Consider the following 20,385-nt stretch of genomic DNA (forward strand, 5'->3'; position numbering starts at 1 on the left):
ATGAGATTGATGAATGGCTGGAGTAAATTAAAAAAATACGTGCTAGCGGATATATCGCAGGATACTCACACCCGTGATTCTTTTTCACTTGGCCATTGGGATGTAGATGACACATCAAACAATAACCAAAACAATAAGTCAACGAAAGAGACTCAGGTGAATTTGCCTCAAGAAAGACCTCTTGGAGGAGAAAATAACCATTTTAATATGTCTTGTGATATGGATAGGAACGTGGATTGGCTGAAAACAAAATTCTCCTATCCTAAGAGTAAGGGGCTGATTATACGCTCCCTTCTGCTAGGTTCCAAATTAACAAAAGGGACAGTTGTTTATCTGGATGATCAAGTAAATGCCCAATTATTATACGAAACTGTTATTAATCCATTGTTAACAGCCAAGTTTCCAGAGGATCTCCCCCTTAAATCTGATATGTTCAAGGATGAAATTCTTAGAAATGGTCAAATAAAATCAATCTCATCTCTGGAGGAGCTTGTACAGGAGATACTAAACGGTGCAGCGGTGTTAATCGTAAATGGCTTAAAAGAAGCAGTATCTATTGATGTTAAGGGTGGGGAAGAAAGAGGCTTGGAGAGCCCTAAAACTGAAAATGTAATTCTAGGATCGCAAGTAGGTTTTACGGAAAATCTGCACACAAATCTTTCGCTGATTCGTAGACGTCTTAACACTCCTGATCTAATGGTCGAAACAGGAGTTGTTGGGACGATTTCACGAACAGAAATTTCGGTTATTTATCTGAAATCAATTGCTAACTCGGAGCTTGTAAACGAGGTGCGTAGACGAATCGCTGCTATAAAAATCGATTATATCGGTGATAGTGGAATGATTGAACAGCTGATCGACGATCGACCAAACTCCATTTATCCAGGACTGCTCAGTACAGAGCGGCCGGATCGGGCAACTACGCAAATTGTAGATGGTTATGTGTGTATTATGGTGAATAATTCACCGTTCGCTTTAATTGTTCCCAGCCAGTTTCCCTTGTTCTTACAGACAGCTGAAGACAGTTATCTTCGTTGGCAATATAGTTCTTTTCTTAGAATTATTCGGACGGTGGGTTTCTTTTTATCCATGTATTTGCCTGCTCTATTTGTTGCAGTTGCAAATTATCATCAGGAGATGATTCCGACAACTCTAGTTCTGGCGATTGCAAGTACAAGAGAATCTGTCCCACTTCCCGTAGCAGCAGAAGCATTCCTGTTAGAATCGATGTTTGAATTGATTCGCGAAGCTGGTGTCCGGATTCCCAGCGTTATTGGTCCAACGATCGGGATAGTGGGTGCCTTAATATTGGGACAAGCGGCGGTGCAAGCTAATATCGTTAGTCCCATCATGGTAATCATTACATCTGCTACAGCTCTAGCATCCTATACGATTCCTAACTATAACATGCAATTCACAACCCGTATTCTCCGGTTTGTTTTTTTGGCCTGCGCTTCGTTTATGGGCTTAATTGGGATTGTTTTATTGTCGATGATTTTGTGGACGGATTGGATTTCATCCAATCATTTTGGTGTGCCTAGTTTTGCTCCGATTACGCCTCATCATCCTGGTGAAAATTCACTATTACGTAGTCCTATGTACAAACAAAATAAGCGACCGATATCAGTGCGACCTCGCAAGAGACTTAAACAACCAGATGCTCAAAATACGGACGTTCCCACTACACCTGATCAAGAGGGTGATGGTGCTTACTCATGAAAAAAAATCATATCGGGATTCAAGAAGCTGCTTCTATTGGGATCATATTTATAATTACAAAAATATTCTTACCCTTTCAAAGATCACTTGCTGAACTTGGGGGTACTGCTGCCTGGATTATTGTTCTCATTGCTTCAGCGCTTTGTCCTCTGACTTGGTGGGCCATAAAAGGTGTGCTTAACAATGCTTCTCAAGGTGCCACCTTAATTGAAGCAACGGAAGAGATTTGGGGCGCGTGGATCGGTACTTTTTTGAATTTTATATATTTTTGCTTTTTCTTTATGATCACGTTTTTGGTCCTGCGTGAGTTCTCGGAGCTATTGGCCTCTGATATTTTACCTCACACGCCAATGAACATTATTCAAATCTCATTGCTCATTCCCATTGCTTTCATTGCGCATTCCGGGATTGAGGCTGTTGGACGTTTATGCTGGATCACGATTGGGTTAATCATCGGAAGTGTTCTGCTTATCCTATTAGGTGGGTTATTTACGCATTCAGAAGTAAACGCGTTGTCTCCCTTCTGGGGAACAGGGCGTTCACATGTGCTAAAGTTAGGCATCATAAAAAGCTCTTTGTTTTCAGAAATGCTTGTATTCGGTTTTTTGCTCCCCAGAATGCGAAAAGCTAAGGATTGTAGTAAAGCAGCTTGGTGGTGTATTGCAATCTCCTCGATCATACTTTTCAGCACCACAGTCGTGTACCTCTTTGTGTTTCCGTACCCAACGGCCATTAGACTTAACGTTCCTATGTATGAAGTAAGCCGTCTGATCATTTTTGGTCGGTGGATTCAACGATTAGAAAGTGTATTTCTTATCGCTTGGTTGATTTGTGCGGTCATTAAATTGGCCATAGGGTTATATTGTGCTGCAGCAACAATGTCTCAAATATTGCGATTGACAAAGGTTAAACCATTAATTTTTCCTTTGGCTATCCTTGTATATACTTTTGCTTTACTACCTAGAAGCGAGATGGCTGCCGTAGCTTGGGACGGTGAAATTTTGCGAACGTATGGTTCAATCTTATCTATAGGTTTACCATTGCTCACTTGGTTTGTCGGTGTAGTCAGAACTAAAATGGGGAGACAAAAGACATGAGAGGATTTAAACGGATCATAAACAGGTACGTTCTTCTTTTGCTAGTTGTTCCTATGTTATCAGGCTGCTGGGATAGACTCGATCCCGAAAATATGGCTTTTATTATGGCTATAGGCGTTGATCCAGGTCCTAACAATGATTACATCTATACGTTTGCACTCGCGATGCCCAAATCGAACGGTGGCATGAATAGTGGAGGTAACAGCCCTTCGGGGCAGAATCGTATCGTTAGTATTTTTTCAGAAGAGGGTGCTAGTCTTTCCGCAGCCCTCCTTACTAGCCAAAGCTTTATAGCGCGAAGATTAACCTTGATTCATTCTAAAGCTTTTATTCTGGGAGATGGAGTGACTCGGCAAGGGATCATGCCCATTTTAGGTGAGGTAGTAAGAAATGAAGAATTCCGCAGAACCGTCAATGTAATTACGGCAAGAGGGAGCGCAGAAACTTACATTAATAATATTAAACCTAAGATGGAAAACGATATTGATTTATGGTTTGAGTTAGAAATGGACCCCCATAATATTGGAGCAATTACACCTAAGAACTCACGGTTTCACGATTTTATTATGGATATCGAGCAACCAGGAACTGGAGGCACAACGATTTTGTCCGCAGTACATCCTAGTGTTGATAAAAATACCAATAACCATGAGATGGGTGAGGCATCATCAGAGTCGAAAGACCGTCAAACGATTGCTAGCGATATATATGCAGGTGATCTTCATAGAACTGGAGAAACACCTATCGATTTTTTTGGCAGTGCCGTGTATAAAGGTCAAAAAATGATAGGTTATCTCACCGCTCAGGAAACGAAATTGCTTAACATTCTACGTGGTGATTTCGAAAAAACAGTCATGGAATTTCACGATCCATTAGATTCTAAATACAATGTAACCCTTAATATGAATGCGGAGAAAAAAACGAAGCTTAAATTAAAGCGGAAAGACAATCAGATTAACGTTACATTTATTGCTCATATGGAGGGGGAGTTATCAGGTTCTATGTCAAATGTTGATTACACTACACCCAAAAACACAATAATTTTGGAGGAAGCGGTGGAAGAGCAGCTGATCCAGCAGGCTTCAAAGCTTCTAGATAAAACATTGTATGAATGGAATGTTGATTGTTTTCATATTGGTAACCGATTAAGGGCAACTTTTCCGACACTACAGGAATGGTATGGATATAAATGGCGTGATCATATCAAGGATACCAAATACAAAGTAGATATCGACTTTACGATGACAAAACATGGTGACCAAGTGGGTCCCGCTGTGGAAGGAGATGAAATGGTAAAATGATTATTCAAGTCATGAAGATCGTTATACTCGGGATCATTTCTTTGTGGGGAAGCATTTACATTGGCAGCCTAACCCCCACACTGTGGAAGCAAAAAAACTACCGAGGTGCGGTTGGAGCGGCGATTCTAGCCGGTCTCACGTTATTTTTACCATTGGTCTTTAGTTTGTTGAGAGGCATGTAAAAAACATAACTTCACATATCCGAAAACAATAACACTAAAACCGAAATAGAAAGCCTATTATAATCTTCATCCAGATGAAAATATGGTAGTGATTCAAGAAGAACCTGTGGTGCAGAGTTTAGGCTTTGAACAAAAAGTTGATAAAATTATGGAAGAAAATATGTTCTCAGGTTCTATATTACTCGTCGAGGATAACAAGGTTAAGATTGCAAAAGGATATAATATGGCCAACTCAGAGACCATGCAATTAAACGGACCAGATACAGTATTCCAAATCGGCTCTTTGACAAAAGCATTTACCGCTGCAGCGATCATGCAATTACAAGAAATGGGTAAACTTAATATTAATGATTCAGTTCAAAAGTATATTGAAGATTATCCTTATGAAAATGTTACGCTCTACCAATTATTAACCCATACCGCAGGAATTCCGAACTTAACAGCATTTCCAGATTTCATAAGCACGATGGATATCCCGGTATGTGTCTCAGAGAATATCGCTAAATTCTTAAATAAACCATTGGAATTCGAACCCGGAAGCCAATTCGCTTATAGTAATTCAGGATATATACTACTTGGGGCTGTTATTGAAAATGTAAGTGGCCAATCTTATAGTCAGTTTATCGAGGATCATATCATGTCGCCTTTAGGGATGGGGAATAAATGATGCAGAAGGCTTGATTTACGCACATGGCGGAGCGATCAATGGATTTTCATCGTTTATCTATAGGGATATTTCTAAGGGAACAGCAGTTATTATACTTAGCAATGTGGAAGGTGTCCAAACATCAAAATTATTGGATCTTCTTTTAAATGTGTTAGAATCAGAATAATGTATAATCACGAATGAATCAGAATGGCTTGGAGGCAATTTAAAGATGAACATCAGACGCATACATATGAACGATAATCGCACAATTGAACAGATCATTAGGAACTGCCTGATTGAGTTTGGCGGGAACAGAGCAGGGCTTGCGTGGGAAGATGACAGCTTAAGTCATTTATATGAATATTACAATCAAAGCGAGAATCGGGCTTATTGGATTGTTGAAAAGGACGGGGAAGTATTAGGAGGCTGCGGAATCGCGCCTTTCGGGAGTGAGGGGAACATATGTGAGTTGCAAAAAATGTACCTATCTCAGTCCGTTAGAGGTAGTGGGATATCTTCCGAACTCTTACATACGGCTCTGGATTTTGCTAAGCTTCATTATAGCAAATGTTATTTAGAGACATTACAGAACATGCATGGAGCTAACCGTTTTTATACGAAAAATGGATTCAAGCTTTTACCCGCCCCCTTAGCAGGCTCGGAGCATTTCGCCTGTGATGCTTGGTATATTAAAGATTTAATCTAATACTTGTGAAAATAGCCTGAATGATCAGGCTATTTTTAATTTGACACAAAACCGTCCAGACGGTATAGTAAATTAACAGAGGTGATCAACGTGAACAGTAAATCTAAACGTAAAACTATTTTAATCGCTGCATCCACGATTGTGAAAAATAACGGAGTGGAGAAGCTTACGCTTGAAGCTGTGGCTAAAGAAGCTGGAGTCAGTAAAGGCGGATTACTGCACCATTTTCCCAATAAAGAAGCTTTGATAACAGGGATGGTGGAAGAGTTAACGAATGATTTTTTTACCACTCTGCAAGATAGGGCTATGAATGCAACGGTTGAAAAAGGGAAGTGGAGCCGAGCATTTACGGAGGTAATGAGTGAAGATAGTATGGAAGGCGGAGAGATAAGCACAGCGCTTACAGCTGCTCTTTTTACAAATCCGGATATCCTTCAGAAATTTCAAAATCAATATGCCAAATGGCAACAAAACATAGAGAACGACGGCATTGATCCTGTAGTTTCTACTATTGTTAGGTTGGCAGCAGATGGCTTATGGTATTCTGAAATGTTCGGATTAGGGGCGTTGGATGATGAATTACGCGAGAAAGTCATTCGAAAATTAATAAATATGACAGAGTAAGGAGAGGTTATCTTTGAATTCATATGTATTGCTTGCAGCAGCGATCATCTTTGAGGTATTTGGTAGCTCCATGCTAAAAGTATCTAACGGATTTAAAAAGGTACTTCCTTCCATTGGAGTCATCCTTGGAATGGGTTTCGCTTTTTATAGTCTTTCTTTAGCGCTTAAAACCATTCCATTAGGGACAGCTTATGCGATTTGGTCAGGGGTAGGTACAGCTTTGACAGCCTTAATTGGCGTACTCATTTATAAAGAGAGCTTTAACCGTAAGAAATTATTAGGTTTACTACTCATCATTGGTGGCGTAATTGTTATGAAGCTCTCTGGTGGGGCTCATTAGAATTTGGAGGGTGCAGCATGAAAAAAAATGTAGGATATATAGCTCTAAGTATAGCAATTGCTAGCGAAGTCGTAGGGACAACTATGTTGAAACTGTCTGAAGGCTTCACGCAATTACTGCCTTCTATCGGGGTTATTATTGGCTTTGTCATAGCTTTTTATAGTTTATCCATAAGTCTTAGAGAATTACCGTTAAGCTTAGCTTATGCGATTTGGTCGGGTGTAGGTACTGTTCTAACTGCGATTGTGGGTATTGTCGTGTGGGGAGATCCATTTGGTATTCTTATGTTTGTTGGAATCGTTTTAATCGTAGGAGGGGTAGTTTTATTAAATGCACCTTCTGCAAAAAAAGAAGTAGCCTGATAAAATAGGCTCAGGCTGTCGACATTCTACTTGTCGATAGTCTTTTTATTTAGTTTAATTTTTGTTTTAAGTATGATTTAACTTGCATTAATCGGATGTTCATGATGAAAATTTATATACAGAATAATGATGAATAAAGGTGATGAAATGTACATTGAAACCAAAAGGCTGATTCTCCGCGACCTTATAGAACAAGATACAGAGGCGCTATTTGAAATGAAAAACGACGAGCAGGTCATGAAACACCCATTTTTTCAAGGTGACGTATCGATTGATTTTATTAAAATAATGTTAGCATTCTTTCAAAGTGTGAAAGACAAAGGCCTTATTATCGATGATCAACATCCTGAACGTGGCAATTTATTTGCTATATGCTTAAAATATTCTGGCGACGTAATCGGTGTCATCTCAGTTCACCCATCAAAGATCTCCTATGAAGTGCATATGGGGTGGTATATGAAAAGTCTATACACCAAAATGGGATATGCATCGGAAGCGGGCGCGGCAGCGTCAGATTATTTACTTGAAGCATTATCACTGGAATACATTACCGCAAGTGTAGCGCTTGATAATCCAGCTTCATTCAGAACCGCTCAAAAAAGCGGGTTCAGACTTTTTGAAAAAGGGGCAGGCGATTACTATCATGACAACGTCTGTAATGTTGAGGATTTTAATGTAGTTGGCGAATCTTTCACGAAAAAACAAAATGAAATCGGCTCATATGGTTATCATTTCCGAAAGTTTAAAAAGAATAGTAAAACAAAGAGCCAATTCTATGACGATACGGTAGACGAAGGCAGATTTTCGTAGCCCTAAGTATAAGTATTTTTTACATATCGCATTCTTGATTTTGAGTGAATCAAGAAACCAATTGCGATGTCATAGATTCCGTAAATCGCATAGTTTTGTGATAATGGTATCACTTACCTTTTCCGTAGAATTACATCTTATAGCTGTAGGCTCACTTCTCTATAATGAAAGTGTCTGAAAGCGAAGGGAGGGTGTGGTTCTGTTTAATGTGCTCTGAGATGACTTTATTTGTAAACGCTATCATTCGGGCACTCTGATAGGTTCGTGTATTACTGAGAATCTAACATATTTGAGGAGGATTAACATTAAAATGCGTAACAAGTATGTTGTATGGTCCCTAGTAGTATCCATGCTGATTTCAAGTATATTCTTGGCTGCGGGTCCGTTTAATTTTGTTTCTGCCTCCGGAGGACCAAACCTGGCACTCGGCAAAAATGTAACAGCGAGCGGTCAATCTCAAACGTATAGTCCTGATAATGTTAAAGACAGTAATCAAAGCACGTATTGGGAAAGTACAAATAATGCATTTCCGCAATGGATTCAGGTCGATTTAGGGACAAATACGAATATTGATCAAATCGTTCTTAAGCTCCCTGCGGGTTGGGAGACACGGACGCAAACACTGGCCGTTCAAGGTAGCACCAACGGTTCAACGTTTACTAACATTGTAGGGTCTGCGAGTTATGAATTTAACCCCTCAGTGGCAGGTAACAGTGTTACAATCGACTTTGCCTCAACCAGTACGCGTTACGTTCGTCTAAATGTAACGAACAACACCGTCTGGCCGGCAGCGCAGCTGTCCGAATTCGAGATTTACGGCACTAGTGGTCCTACTCCAACTCCAACGCCTTCCGGCACTTATGAAGCTGAATCTGCTTCACTATCTGGAGGAGCTAAAGTGAACACAGATCATGCCGGTTACTCCGGTACGGGCTTCGTGGATGGATATTTGACACAAGGTGCAACAACGACATTCACGGTTAACGTGCCAGCAGCAGGTAGTCGTGAGGTGACATTGAAATACGCTAATGCAAGTGGCAGTGCAAAGACAATCAGCATTTATGTCAATGGTACCAAAACTAGTCAGACCTCCCTATCTAACCTGGCAAATTGGGATTCATGGAGCACTAAAGTGGAAGTTCTTAATCTGAATGCGGGTAACAACACCATCGCATATAAATATGATGCTGGTGATTCTGGTAACGTTAATCTTGACCAAATCACAGTAGCGTCGACGACAACAACACCTCCTGCAACACCTCCTCCGACACCGACAGCCACACCAACACCGTCGGCAACACCAACGCCAACACCAACGCCAACACCAACGCCAACACCAACGCCTACAGTCACACCAACAGCAACGCCGACACCAACACCGGCGGTCACACCAACACCTGCTCCTGGGAGTAATATTGCTGTCGGCAAGACGATTAACGCTTCTTCCAGTACACAAACGTTCGTAGCAACAAATGCGAATGATAACGACACAAGTACGTACTGGGAAGGTGGCAGCAATCCAAGCTCGCTTACGCTCGACTTAGGCGCGAACCACAACATTACGTCAATCGTATTGAAGCTGAATCCATCTTCTGCATGGAGCACTCGCACGCAAACGATTCAAGTACTCGGTCACAATCAAGACACGACTACCTTCGGTAATTTGGTATCGGCTCAATCGTATACATTTAATCCAGCTTCAGGCAATACAGTAACTATACCGGTTACGGCAACGGTTAAACGTCTGCAGTTGAATATTACTTCGAACTCTGGCGCTCCAGCGGGGCAAATTGCGGAGTTTCAAGTATTCGGATCACCTGGGGCAAATCCTGATCTAATGATAACGGGAATGTCTTGGTCACCTGCATCTCCGGTCGAGACAAGTGCAATTACTTTAAATGCAGTGGTTAAGAATAATGGAAATGCTAGCTCCGGAGCAACAACTGTAAATTTCTACTTAAACAATGAGCTAGTCGGTTCTGCTCCAGTAGGTTTACTAGCTGCAGGCGCTTCGACAACAGCCTCAATGACATTAAATGCTGGAGCCAAAGCCGCAGCGACCTATGCTCTGAGCGCTAAAGTAGATGAGAGCAATTTGATTTTCGAGCAGAACGAAGGGAATAACAGCTATTCGAATCCCACATCGCTTGTTATCGCACCAGTATCCAGCTCTGACTTAGTGGGTGTAGTTTCATGGACCCCAAGTAATCCAGTTGCTAATAGTACAGTAGCTTTTAATGTAAATCTTAAGAATCAAGGGACCATTGCATCTGCAAGCGGTGCTCATGGTATTACAGTAGCCCTTAAGAACTCAGCAGGCTCCACGATCCAAACCTTTAATGGATCTTATACCGGGACCCTAGCTTCAGGTGCTTCCATTAACGTCACGATTCCAGGGACATGGACAGCTGTCAACGGCAATTACACTGTAACCACTACCTTGGAAGTGGATGCGAATGAAGTAACAGCTAAGCAAGCAAACAATGTAAGCACGACTAATCTGGTTGTGTATGCTTTACGTGGTGCAAGCATGCCTTATAGTCGGTATGATACTGAAGATGCTACTCTCGGCGGGGGGGCTATACTAAAAACTGCACCTACGTTTGATCAAGCCCTAACTGCTTCAGAAGCGTCTGGTCAGCGTTATGTAGCCCTTCCTTCGAATGGATCGAACATAGGATGGACGGTCAGACAGGGGCAAGGCGGCGCGGGTGTGACTATGAGATTTACGATGCCTGACTCATCGGATGGTATGGGATTGAATGGTTCACTTGACGTATATGTTAATGGAGTAAAAGTCAAAACGGTATCGTTAACATCCTATTACAGCTGGCAGTATTTCTCAGGCGATATGCCTGGTGATGCTCCTAGTGCTGGGCGTCCACTCTTCCGATTTGATGAAGTACACTGGAAATTAGATACCCCTCTGCAACCTGGAGATAACATACGGATACAGAAGAACAATGGTGATAGCCTGGAATATGGTGTTGATTTCCTCGAAATCGAACCCGTTCCTACGGCAGTCGCTCGTCCGGCTAACTCCGTGTCGGTGACAGATTATGGTGCAGTACCTAATGATGGTCAAGACGATCTTGCAGCCTTTAAAGCAACGGTGAATGCAGCAGTTGCTAGCGGGAAGAGCATGTATATTCCTGCCGGAACATTCAATCTTAGCAGCATGTGGGAAATCGGTTCTGCCAGCAATATGATCAACAACTTTACGGTTACGGGTGCTGGTATCTGGCATACGAACATCCAGTTTACCAACCCTAATGCGGCAGGTGGCGGTATTTCACTCCGTATTAGCGGCAAGCTAGATTTTAGTAATGTGTATATGAATTCGAATTTGCGATCCCGGTATGGGCAAAATGCGATTTACAAAGGATTTATGGATAACTTCGGAACCAATTCAATCATCCATGATGTCTGGGTAGAACACTTTGAATGTGGTATGTGGGTAGGCGACTATGCACATACACCTGCTATCTATGCCAGTGGGCTTGTGGTTGAAAACAGCCGGATTCGGAACAATCTAGCCGATGGCATCAACTACTCCCAAGGCACTAGCAATTCCATTGTTCGAAACACCAATGTACGTAATAATGGTGACGATGGTCTTGCAGTATGGACCAGTAATACGAATGGTGCTCCGGCAGGTGTGAATAATACGTTCTCGTATAACACCATTGAGAATAACTGGCGTGCAGCAGCTATAGCATTCTTTGGAGGCGGTGGTCATAAGGCTGATCACAACTACATCATTGACACTGTAGGTGGTTCTGGTATACGGATGAACACCGTGTTCCCTGGCTACCATTTCCAGAATAATGCGGGCATTGTTTTCTCCGATACTACGATTATTACAAGTGGTACAAGTAAAGATCTGTATGGTGGAGAGCGTGGAGCTATTGATTTGGAAGCTTCAAATGATGCCATCAAGAACGTGACCTTCACCAACATCGATATCATCAATACACAACGCGATGCGATCCAGTTCGGTTATGGTGGTGGATTTGAGAATATCGTATTCAACAACATCAATATTAATGGTACCGGCTTGGATGGAATTACCACTTCACGTTTTTCCGGGCCACATCAGGGTTCGGCCATCTACACCTACACAGGGAATGGTTCAGCAACGTTTAACAACCTAACAACAACGAATATTGCTAACCCGAACCTGAATTATATTCAGAGTGGTTTTAATCTAACGATCCATTAATGATAGCCTGAGGGAAGAGTTCTTCGGAACTTTTCCCTTTTTTTCTTATTTTGTAGCTAGTGGAAATTAACAATCACGCAGAAGGGTTTTGACTTAATGAGCAAGAAATAAATAGTAGTAGAAAACATGCTGAAATTTTAACTGTTATGTACATAAAGGAGAGATGAATAATGAATCAGGAAGTCATCGATTTTATTTAAGGGTTAAAAGAAGCATGGCAGGTGGAGTTATCCACTACTCTTCGTGAGGTGGTTCATCAAGCTATTCCGGATGTGCAGGAACGAATTCAGTATAAGAAGCCTCATTTTTTGAAAAATGGTAAATACGCAGCAGCGATCTCAACTTCGAAAGATGCGGTAAGCTTTGTTATTTTTAATACGAATGAGCTCGTGTTTCCAGAAGGGATATTTGAAGGCCCCCCGGAGAGAAAAACACTGAAACTGCGTAAAGGGGATACCGTGGACATGGCTCAATTAGTGAATTGGGTCGGCCAAGCCTCAGTTTCTCTTTAATGAATAGTTTCATGATGTAGGACGGTGTCTCAAAGTCAGTTGACTTCATGGGATATCGTCTTTTTTTGTGTGGAATTTGCTCCATCCATACATAATCGTTGAATAAATTGTGAAAAATACATCAATAGCTAGCAAGGAAGGGAATGAAACCCATGAAGAAATTAAAGCAAACTTGTTTGTTACTGCTTATGGCCTTTGCCCTTAGTGCATGCTCAAAACCAGTACCAGATAAATCTCAGCTTCCACCTCCAACTACTGCACCAAGTGGAGCTGAGAGCAGCTATAAGCTTGACTCATTAGCCACACTGATTGGAAAAGAAGATGCTGAAGTTGTCCAATTACTCGGCGAAGGAGCACCTAATAATGAAGGTACGAAGGCTACCCTTATATCACGGGAATATGATGAGAAGATTGTGAATCACGAGGCAACTCTTCAGGTCTCCTACGATGACTCTGGAAAAGTGATTGGAGAGACTATTCATTTTGAACAAGCTACCAGGGAAGAATTAACAGAAGAGATTACGCAACAGCTTGGAGAGCCTGCCACTAACAGTGAAGAGAACACCACAGATACGGAAAAAGATGGCGAAGATACAAACTTTCGTAAGGTATGGCAGACGGATAACGCCAAAATTTCTTTAGTTGAATCTAATGGGACGTTATCTATATCTATAGATACGAAGTAATAACGTTATGTAACTTGATCAGAGCATAAGGTTTTCATTTAAAAGTTCCCACTCCGGTCGTTCATCTAAACGGATAGAGAGGGTACTTTTTTATTTTGCTCTCTGAAAAATAATGTTCATCTCAAGTGTTAAATAGCTGTAGTATCTATGGTTTATATCATATGCTTGTCAGTCAGCCATTGGACTAAAGTTTAGCAGCCTAGGCTTCTATAATATTGTAGCGTGAATGCAAATACCAAATAAGTTCTCTACGGCTACTAACTCCTGACTTGTTGAAAATAGACTTTAAATGATCCTGAACGGTGTATGCGGAAATATGTAGAGCAGAAGCCAATTCTTTAGTGGATAATCCGCGAATTACACCGTGTAATAGCTGCTGCTCGCGTTCCGTCAAACGATATGCTTCAGAAATGATTGGAAGCATGTCAGCTGGACGTGCGGGTTCGAATGAAATAGCACACTGGAACTGACCGTCGGAAGCGTGAAGACGGCTTGCCCGAATGACTAAATACGGACCCTCATTCATACGGATACATACCTTAGCAGGACCCGTTGATTCGGAGGGGCTGTTGAGCGCTTGCGTGCTAACCGCACGGATTGGCCGTGGCAGGATATGAGCATCGATCTTTTCCAATGATCGAAGTTTATCTAACCAGCGATCCGCTGTGGGATTGGAGGAGAGAAGAGCAAATTGATCAGATAGAACAGCAATGCCGGAACCATAATGATTATCAAGCCAAGTCTCATCCCGCTCAGGAAGCTCAAGACTGAAAGCACGTATTCTGGTGGCAATGAGAGGGATGAGCGAGGCGATCCAATCATATTCTTCTGGTAAGAATTTTGATTGCTCCGCTTTCCTGTACAACGTCAAATAACCCCAACATGCGCCTCCAAGAATTAGCACTGCACGTAGTTCATCCCCCAAACCTGCTGGATTCAAAACCTTTCGATATCTAGCGCTTCGCTCGGGTTGCTGCTCGGTTGCTTCGTATAATGTAGCGACAAGAATTCTACTATGAACCAACTGCTCATAGCTGTTCACATCCTCCTCCCCATATTCATTCTGGAACAAGTAGGGATGAATGGACTCCACATGATCTTCCGTAACTGCACCCGTAGAAAGCAATGTCTGTGGATCAACATGAGTACAGCAAGCAGCATCAAAAGGAACAGCTTCACGTAAAAGAGACAGCAAGGAAGTACGGTAGTGATGTGATGAATCAGTAACCATTCCTAGCTTAATGATTTGTTTCTTTATTTGACTGAAATGTTTATTAGTGTTCATTGGGTAGACCTCTAGTCATGAATGTAGTATAACGAACCCCCACATTTGTGGGATAGTGAACGGAAGCGAAATCCGTATAATTGAGAATGATTATTAATTAACTCTATTATATAGGATGCGGTGATAAAATGCAGGATAAAGAAGATATTGTTGTCGTTGGTGGTTATGGACATGTAGGGCGTACGATATGTGAAATATTAGAGAAGAAGTACCCAGGTAAAGTATTCACTGCCGGGAGAAGTCTTGAAAAAGCAGAGCAGTTCAGTCAATCAACACACGGTAAAGTTAAGCCGTTGCAGTTAGATATCAATAAGCCGTTACCTGCACATTTACTAGATCGAGTGAAACTAGTTATTATGTGTTTGGATCAAACGAATACGGATTTTGTAAAAGCTTGCTTTCGCAGTGGAACGCATTATGTAGATGTATCAGCGAGCGGTCCGTTTTTATCTCAAATTGAGGCATATCGTGAGCTGGCTGGACAACATGGGTCTAGTGCTGTTCTTAGTGTAGGGCTTGCACCCGGTATTACCAATCTTATGGCACTTGAAGCTGAAAGACAGATAGAACAAACGGAAGAAATCGAAATCGCAATTATGCTCGGACTTGGTGATTCTCATGGGAAGGCAGCGATCGAATGGACGGTGAATAGTTTAGGAGAAACGTTCGAAGTGAAGCAGGATAATCGTCTAGTAGAGGTGGAGAGTTTCACTGACCGCAAATCGTATCATTTTGGCGATAATTTAAAGAGCCATTATGCGTATCGTTTCCCCTTCTCAGATCAACAGACACTTGCCCGAACGCTCAAAGCATCGTCCATCTCCACACGTTTCTGTCTAGATTCGGCCGTTGTTACCAAAATACTGGCATTAGTTAAAATAACAAAAGCCGTTCGTTTACTGAAGACAGGCGGGGTGAATAGGTCAATTGTTCGCGCCATGGAGAGGTTCCATTTAGGTAGTGACCGGTTCGCGATCAAGGTTGAGGCTCGTGGAACAAATCGTGAGGGGAAGCCCATGTTTGCTGATCTTTTGCTGCAAGGGAAAAATCAATCCATCGTTACGGCAAAAGTGACTGCAGCAGTCTCAAAGCTACTGTATGATTCACCATTTCCGGGAGGTATATATCATATTGAGCAGATCACAGATCTAGCTTATGTTCAAAAGGAATTAGGAGCAGCTCTATCGCTGGACATCCAAGTAAAGGAGCATAATACAGATAAATCAAAATAGAATAATTTGTGTATAGAAAAATTGAAAGAAGCTTGATGAGTCAGGCTTCTTTTTCGTAACCGAAGAGCGTTTTGACCGTATTAACTGATGAACATTTCATTCAGGAAGAAATTCTGATTTCCTAATGGGTCATGTTAACAAAAAGAGAAGTTGAGGTCATCACCTATGAATGAAGAATTTACAGATCACGCGGATACAGCATACCCGAGCGCTGAGCGGAAGGCAGCTCAGTATTTTACATCTCTTCGTGAACAGTTCAAAGAAAAAACTTACGTGACTACCTTAACTGAAGATTTTCGGTTGTGGAAGAAGAATCACATTCATCGTCGTTCATGGTTGTCCTTTTTATCTAGAGGAAAAAGGAAACCTGATTCAAAGGATTACCATAGATATCTAGGATGGCTGAATCAAACCGGTAAATTGGAAGATTATTTGGATCGAAGCGTTTCTTATCTTTATATGAGAGATCTGGGGCAAGCTTTGGATGCACCGAACACACAAATCCGAATTAAGCGTATGGTTGCCGACATTAGAAATCAGATGATTCATCCGGGTTCGTCCAATTCGGGGGATCAGTCAGATTTTATGAGTTTTACGGGGATTTATCGTTGGGCTCAGAAGGAAGGCGTTGAAACTGCTACGATTTGGGTGATAGACAAACTTAAGCAGGTGTCAGCACATCTTCCGAAGGAAATGAATCCTGAGCAAGCGCAGCGCAAATTGATAAAGATCATCATAGGAGTAATTCTTCATGTGATGGAAGAGATGGATGATAAAGTATCGCCTGTGGAGCGTGCCGCAAGAATTGGTGAAGCAATTAGGCTTGGTTATTCGTATGGCTTAACTTATCCATTTATTGATGATCTTCTTGATTCCAGTGTCTTAACCGACCCTGAGAAAGAACAATATTCTCAAATGATACGCATGGCGATCCTTAATAGAGTTGTGCCGGAATTGGGTGAATGGTCCGGAGAGAATATACCGTTCCTTCGATTTGTACATTCGGAGCTCAAGGAGGCTTTTGAGTATATTAGGGGATATCAGCGGCCAGAAATGCAGAATACATTCTTCGAGCAGTCCTTTGTGTTTTTTCATTCCCAGGAGTTGGATCGTATGAAGAATCTATCTAACCCTGAATACAGTAATGAAGAACTTTTTATACCCATCATTTTAAAATCCTCTTCTTCCCGTTTAATTGTCCGATCCGTAATTAGTGCTCCAACCGATGACGGATTTGATCAACGTACTTTCTTCTATGGGCTTTACAATCAGCTCGCGGATGATTTTGCGGATATGTTTGATGATATGGAAATGGGAGCGGTAACTCCCTATACATATTATTTAAAATACCGTGGTCAACGTTCAGATCTGATCAACCCTTTTGAACTATACTGGACGGTCATCTCCCATTTAATACACACGGTGTATCAATCTGATCCTAAAACCCGTGAGGTCATATTAGATCGAGCCATCAATGGTCTCAAGCGCTGTAAAGAACGTGTAGGTATTGAAAAGTATAAAGAGATCATGGAGATCTTCGCTTCGGGTCAACCAGAATTTAATCGACTTGTACAGCAGTTGGTGCAGAAAGCGGACGATGTGGATTTTTTCGATAAACTACTTCGGGACCAGTTGCTTTTGAATTTAAAAAACAGTAAGAAGGAAAAAGTGGAGTTTCGAGAAACGATTCAAAAGGTCCGTGATCAAGTCAATAACCAATTGCTGATATTCAAGCCAGACGAGACACCAGCCATGAAAGAACTGCTTATTGATGCGGCTAACTATAGTCTAGAAGGAGATGGCAAGCGCATAAGGCCTATATTAACATGGGTCATGGGCGTTAACGAATATGGTCTTGATGAATCGGCAATTGTACCGCTTCTTCGATCTTTGGAATATATGCATACGGCTTCCCTAATCTTCGATGATCTTCCGTCCCAGGATAATGCCTCAACCCGAAGAGGTCGTGCAACGCTGCACGAAGTGTACAATAGCTCCACGGCGGAATTAACCGGTCTGTTTTTGATTCAGAAGTCGATCGAGGAACAGGCGTCCCTTCATTCTTTTGATGCTAAAGCTGTGCTTGCCTTAATGCAATATTCAGCCCAAAAAGCAGGAGATACTTGTATGGGGCAGGCGATGGATTTGAATTCTAAGGGACAAACGCTGACACTAGAGCAATTAAATATGATTTGTTTCTATAAGACTGGAATTGCCTTTGAAGCTTCACTAGTGATGCCAGCCATTCTTGCTCAGGTGCAGGGGTCAGAAATTCAGTGTCTGAAAAAATTTGCCTACCATGCGGGAATTGCTTTTCAGATTAAAGATGATTTGCTTGATTTGGAAGGGGATCATCATTTATTAGGCAAGCCGATCGGTCAGGATGTGGAGAATAACAATTCGACATTTGTATCGATCCTTGGGGCAGATGGTGCGCGAAAAGAGATGTGGGAGCACTACTGTCTCGCCATGGAAGCATTGAAGGAGATTCCTCGTAATATTGCTTTTCTAAAGCATTTATTGAATTATATGATTAATCGAAATCGATAATTGATTATGAAGTGTTGGCTTGATTGCCAGCACTTTTTTAATTTTTTTGTTATTTTTCACTTAATAAAACTAATTGATTTTTATTGTTTGTAATTGTTTTCGAGTGTATGATAGATTGAAGAAGGGGTGAAGGAGGTGTAACTTGTGAAGCTGGGAATTTTCTCGAAAATATATTTGAACGATGATCTGGAGACCGCCTTACACAAAATCAAAGCCCAAGGGATGAGTACGGTTCAATTCAATTTTGCTAACGTAGGGTTGGCGAGCTTACCTAAAGAAATTACTCAGGAGATCATCCTTCAAATCAAAGAAGCAACCATGAACAGTGGGGTTAGCATTGCTGTGATCTCAGGGACTTTTAATGCGCTGGAGCTGAATGAAGGGAAGAAAGCCGAGAACCAGCAATGTTTTAACAATGTAGTTGAAGCTGCAGCAGCATTAGCGGTGCCGTTTGTTTCTATTTCTACAGGAAGTTTGAATCAAGAAGATTTTTGGAGTCCTCATCCGGAGAATCATACAGAGAGAGCATGGTCACTATTGCATGATAGTCTTGCCTGGATGCTTGAAATTGCCGAAGCCAATCAAGTGACTTTAGTATTTGAACCTGAACAAGCCAATGTGGTGAGTACGGCAGAGGATGCTTTAAGACTACTGAGAAATCTGGATACACCTTATCTTAAGCTTCTGTACGATGCGGCAAATCTTGTAACTCCAAAGGATCATAAAGATATCCTTGGTAAAATCGAAAAAACGTTAACCGCGCTGAAGGATTACATAGCCATTGCCCATTGCAAAGATGCTTTAGTCACCGAAGAGAAGATCATTTTTGCAGCTGTGGGGAAAGGGAACTTGCCTTTAAGAGAATATCTGAATGAATTAAGTAAGACTTATGATGGGCCCGTTATTATGCATGGGTTAGAGGAAGATGACGTAATGCATGCTTTGAATTACCTTAGGTAGAATAGGGGGACTAAATATATGAATAAGGAAACGAAATTGTTGAATATTGGGGTGCTAGGCTGTGGTCAGATTTCTCAGGCGGCTCATTTTGATTCCATTAAAAGATCACGTAATGCTAATCTATATGCGATCTGTGATGTGGATGAATATTTACTCCAAAGAATGAATGCTATCTATGAACCGGATAAGGTTTATACGGACTATGAGCAAATGCTGGCAGACCCTAACGTTGATGCTGTAGTTATCGGAATAGCGGATCAATTTCATGTGGAGGCTGCAAAACAAGCCGTGCGAGCAGGGAAACATGTCTTGGTAGAAAAACCTTTGGGTGTATCGATCGAAGAAGCGGAGGAATTAAAAGAACTTGTGGATCGTACGGATCTCAGAGTGCAAGTGGGAAATATGAAGAGATTTGACCCTGGTATAGTGGCTGCAAAAGAATTTGTTGATCATGAAATGGGTGAGATTATTGGCCTAAAAGCTTGGTATTGTGATTCCACCTATCGATATACGGTCACCGAGAATGTTCAGCCAGTAATCATCTCCGGTAACAAAATGAAGAGACCGGCTGGAGATCCAAAAGCGAATAAGGAACGTTATTATATGTTAGGTCATGGAAGCCATTTGTTAGATACCGCAAGATATCTAGGTGGGAATATTGTAAGTGTTAAGGCGTGGAATACACAAAAGTTCGGTGCTTATTGCTGGTTTATTACAGCGGAGTTCGAAAGTGGCTTTGTAGCCCAATTGGATTTGACCATTGCGGTTCGGATGGATTGGCATGAAGGATTTCAAATTTATGGGGAGTTTGGATCTGTAATGGGCAAGACTTATAATCCTTGGACTCTAAAATCAAGTGATGTAGAAATTTTTAAAGCTAGTGATAACAGCTATCACAGACTGCTCGGAGCAGATGGTCATTTTTATAGATTACAGATTGAAGGTTTCGCAGATTCTGTTTTGCATCATAAGCCCGGTGTAGGGGCGACGATTGAGGATGGGTTGGCTACCCTGCGAGCGATGCTGGCGGTTGAAGAATCGGTTAAGACTGGTAATACAATTTACCTGAGTGACGTTTCTGGTTATTTGTAAAAGATGAGCACAATCTTCAATGGTGTTCATCTTTTTTTTGTGCATTATTAGGAATA

The 20,385-nt window shown here is 41.6% G+C and carries 18 protein-coding genes; 17 read left to right on the top strand and 1 reads right to left on the bottom strand.

Annotation, left to right across the window (positions count from 1 at the left end):
• Positions 1-9: 9 nt before the first annotated feature.
• The 13 genes from CA598_RS00190 to CA598_RS00250 all read left to right on the top strand — a co-directional run bounded on the left by CA598_RS00190 (position 10) and on the right by CA598_RS00250 (position 13,210).
• Positions 10-1,719 carry a spore germination protein gene (locus tag CA598_RS00190; protein ID WP_179283538.1) on the top strand — a complete coding sequence of 570 codons (1,710 nt, stop codon included), beginning with the start codon at positions 10-12 and terminating at the stop codon, positions 1,717-1,719.
• Positions 1,716-2,816 (top strand): GerAB/ArcD/ProY family transporter, encoded by a 1,101-nt coding sequence (locus tag CA598_RS00195; RefSeq protein ID WP_094874878.1) that lies wholly within the window; start codon positions 1,716-1,718, stop codon positions 2,814-2,816. The genes CA598_RS00190 and CA598_RS00195 overlap by 4 nt, the downstream gene beginning before the upstream one ends.
• Complete coding sequence (locus CA598_RS00200; protein WP_094874879.1) at positions 2,813-4,117, top strand: Ger(x)C family spore germination protein; 1,305 nt, start codon at positions 2,813-2,815, stop codon at positions 4,115-4,117. The genes CA598_RS00195 and CA598_RS00200 overlap by 4 nt, the downstream gene beginning before the upstream one ends.
• On the top strand, positions 4,114-4,299 hold the full coding sequence (locus tag CA598_RS00205) for a hypothetical protein (RefSeq protein ID WP_094868682.1): 186 nt from the start codon (positions 4,114-4,116) through the stop codon (positions 4,297-4,299). The genes CA598_RS00200 and CA598_RS00205 overlap by 4 nt, the downstream gene beginning before the upstream one ends.
• Positions 4,300-4,387: 88 nt before the next feature.
• Positions 4,388-4,966 carry a serine hydrolase domain-containing protein gene (locus tag CA598_RS00210; RefSeq protein WP_179283539.1) on the top strand — a complete coding sequence of 193 codons (579 nt, stop codon included), beginning with the start codon at positions 4,388-4,390 and terminating at the stop codon, positions 4,964-4,966.
• Between the two features lie 211 nt (positions 4,967-5,177).
• Positions 5,178-5,654: a GNAT family N-acetyltransferase gene (locus CA598_RS00215; RefSeq protein ID WP_094874881.1), complete on the top strand. Its 477-nt coding sequence runs from the start codon at positions 5,178-5,180 to the stop codon at positions 5,652-5,654.
• A 90-nt stretch (positions 5,655-5,744) separates the two neighbouring features.
• Positions 5,745-6,278 carry a TetR/AcrR family transcriptional regulator gene (locus CA598_RS00220; protein WP_179283540.1) on the top strand — a complete coding sequence of 178 codons (534 nt, stop codon included), beginning with the start codon at positions 5,745-5,747 and terminating at the stop codon, positions 6,276-6,278.
• A 13-nt stretch (positions 6,279-6,291) separates the two neighbouring features.
• A complete protein-coding gene (locus tag CA598_RS00225) occupies positions 6,292-6,618 on the top strand; it encodes a DMT family transporter (RefSeq protein ID WP_094868686.1) in 327 nt (108 codons plus the stop codon).
• A 17-nt stretch (positions 6,619-6,635) separates the two neighbouring features.
• On the top strand, positions 6,636-6,980 hold the full coding sequence (locus CA598_RS00230) for a DMT family transporter (RefSeq protein ID WP_094874882.1): 345 nt from the start codon (positions 6,636-6,638) through the stop codon (positions 6,978-6,980).
• 147 nt (positions 6,981-7,127) lie between these two features.
• Positions 7,128-7,790, top strand: coding sequence for a GNAT family N-acetyltransferase (locus CA598_RS00235; RefSeq protein ID WP_179283541.1), 663 nt, complete (start codon positions 7,128-7,130; stop codon positions 7,788-7,790).
• 310 nt (positions 7,791-8,100) lie between these two features.
• Positions 8,101-12,012: a discoidin domain-containing protein gene (locus CA598_RS00240; protein ID WP_094874884.1), complete on the top strand. Its 3,912-nt coding sequence runs from the start codon at positions 8,101-8,103 to the stop codon at positions 12,010-12,012.
• A 221-nt stretch (positions 12,013-12,233) separates the two neighbouring features.
• Entirely contained in the window at positions 12,234-12,524 is a 291-nt protein-coding gene (locus CA598_RS00245; protein ID WP_256990284.1) for a DUF1801 domain-containing protein, read from the top strand.
• Between the two features lie 152 nt (positions 12,525-12,676).
• The gene (locus CA598_RS00250) at positions 12,677-13,210 is read left to right on the top strand and encodes a hypothetical protein (protein WP_094874885.1); all 534 of its coding nucleotides are present in this window, start codon (positions 12,677-12,679) and stop codon (positions 13,208-13,210) included.
• A 199-nt stretch (positions 13,211-13,409) separates the two neighbouring features.
• On the opposite strand, the gene CA598_RS00255 is transcribed toward CA598_RS00250, so the two are convergent.
• Positions 13,410-14,495: a helix-turn-helix transcriptional regulator gene (locus CA598_RS00255; protein ID WP_094874886.1), complete on the bottom strand. Its 1,086-nt coding sequence runs from the start codon at positions 14,493-14,495 to the stop codon at positions 13,410-13,412.
• A 128-nt stretch (positions 14,496-14,623) separates the two neighbouring features.
• On the opposite strand from CA598_RS00255, the gene CA598_RS00260 reads away from it, so the two are divergent.
• The 4 genes from CA598_RS00260 to CA598_RS00275 all read left to right on the top strand — a co-directional run bounded on the left by CA598_RS00260 (position 14,624) and on the right by CA598_RS00275 (position 20,329).
• Positions 14,624-15,727 carry a saccharopine dehydrogenase family protein gene (locus CA598_RS00260; RefSeq protein WP_094874887.1) on the top strand — a complete coding sequence of 368 codons (1,104 nt, stop codon included), beginning with the start codon at positions 14,624-14,626 and terminating at the stop codon, positions 15,725-15,727.
• A 165-nt stretch (positions 15,728-15,892) separates the two neighbouring features.
• Positions 15,893-18,277, top strand: a complete 2,385-nt coding sequence (locus tag CA598_RS00265) for a polyprenyl synthetase family protein (protein WP_094874888.1) — start codon at positions 15,893-15,895, stop codon at positions 18,275-18,277.
• Between the two features lie 144 nt (positions 18,278-18,421).
• Positions 18,422-19,237 carry a sugar phosphate isomerase/epimerase family protein gene (locus tag CA598_RS00270; protein ID WP_094874889.1) on the top strand — a complete coding sequence of 272 codons (816 nt, stop codon included), beginning with the start codon at positions 18,422-18,424 and terminating at the stop codon, positions 19,235-19,237.
• A gap of 18 nt (positions 19,238-19,255) precedes the next feature.
• On the top strand, positions 19,256-20,329 hold the full coding sequence (locus CA598_RS00275; RefSeq protein ID WP_094874890.1) for a Gfo/Idh/MocA family protein: 1,074 nt from the start codon (positions 19,256-19,258) through the stop codon (positions 20,327-20,329).
• Positions 20,330-20,385: the final 56 nt, after the last annotated feature.

Source organism: Paenibacillus sp. VTT E-133291 (assembly GCF_002264395.1).
Classification (GTDB): Bacteria; Bacillota; Bacilli; order Paenibacillales; family Paenibacillaceae; genus Paenibacillus_AQ; species Paenibacillus_AQ nitricinens.

Excerpts from the sequence above, each read along its gene's own strand:
- CA598_RS00190 (WP_179283538.1), top strand. The coding sequence starts at position 10 with ATGAATGGCTGGAGTAAATTAAAAAAATACGTGCTAGCGGATATATCG.
- CA598_RS00195 (WP_094874878.1), top strand. The coding sequence starts at position 1,716 with ATGAAAAAAAATCATATCGGGATTCAAGAAGCTGCTTCTATTGGGATC.
- CA598_RS00200 (WP_094874879.1), top strand. The coding sequence starts at position 2,813 with ATGAGAGGATTTAAACGGATCATAAACAGGTACGTTCTTCTTTTGCTA.
- CA598_RS00205 (WP_094868682.1), top strand. The coding sequence starts at position 4,114 with ATGATTATTCAAGTCATGAAGATCGTTATACTCGGGATCATTTCTTTG.
- CA598_RS00215 (WP_094874881.1), top strand. The coding sequence starts at position 5,178 with ATGAACATCAGACGCATACATATGAACGATAATCGCACAATTGAACAG.
- CA598_RS00230 (WP_094874882.1), top strand. The coding sequence starts at position 6,636 with ATGAAAAAAAATGTAGGATATATAGCTCTAAGTATAGCAATTGCTAGC.
- CA598_RS00235 (WP_179283541.1), top strand. The coding sequence starts at position 7,128 with ATGTACATTGAAACCAAAAGGCTGATTCTCCGCGACCTTATAGAACAA.
- CA598_RS00240 (WP_094874884.1), top strand. The coding sequence starts at position 8,101 with ATGCGTAACAAGTATGTTGTATGGTCCCTAGTAGTATCCATGCTGATT.
- CA598_RS00250 (WP_094874885.1), top strand. The coding sequence starts at position 12,677 with ATGAAGAAATTAAAGCAAACTTGTTTGTTACTGCTTATGGCCTTTGCC.
- CA598_RS00255 (WP_094874886.1), bottom strand. The coding sequence starts at position 14,495 with ATGAACACTAATAAACATTTCAGTCAAATAAAGAAACAAATCATTAAG.
- CA598_RS00260 (WP_094874887.1), top strand. The coding sequence starts at position 14,624 with ATGCAGGATAAAGAAGATATTGTTGTCGTTGGTGGTTATGGACATGTA.
- CA598_RS00265 (WP_094874888.1), top strand. The coding sequence starts at position 15,893 with ATGAATGAAGAATTTACAGATCACGCGGATACAGCATACCCGAGCGCT.
- CA598_RS00275 (WP_094874890.1), top strand. The coding sequence starts at position 19,256 with ATGAATAAGGAAACGAAATTGTTGAATATTGGGGTGCTAGGCTGTGGT.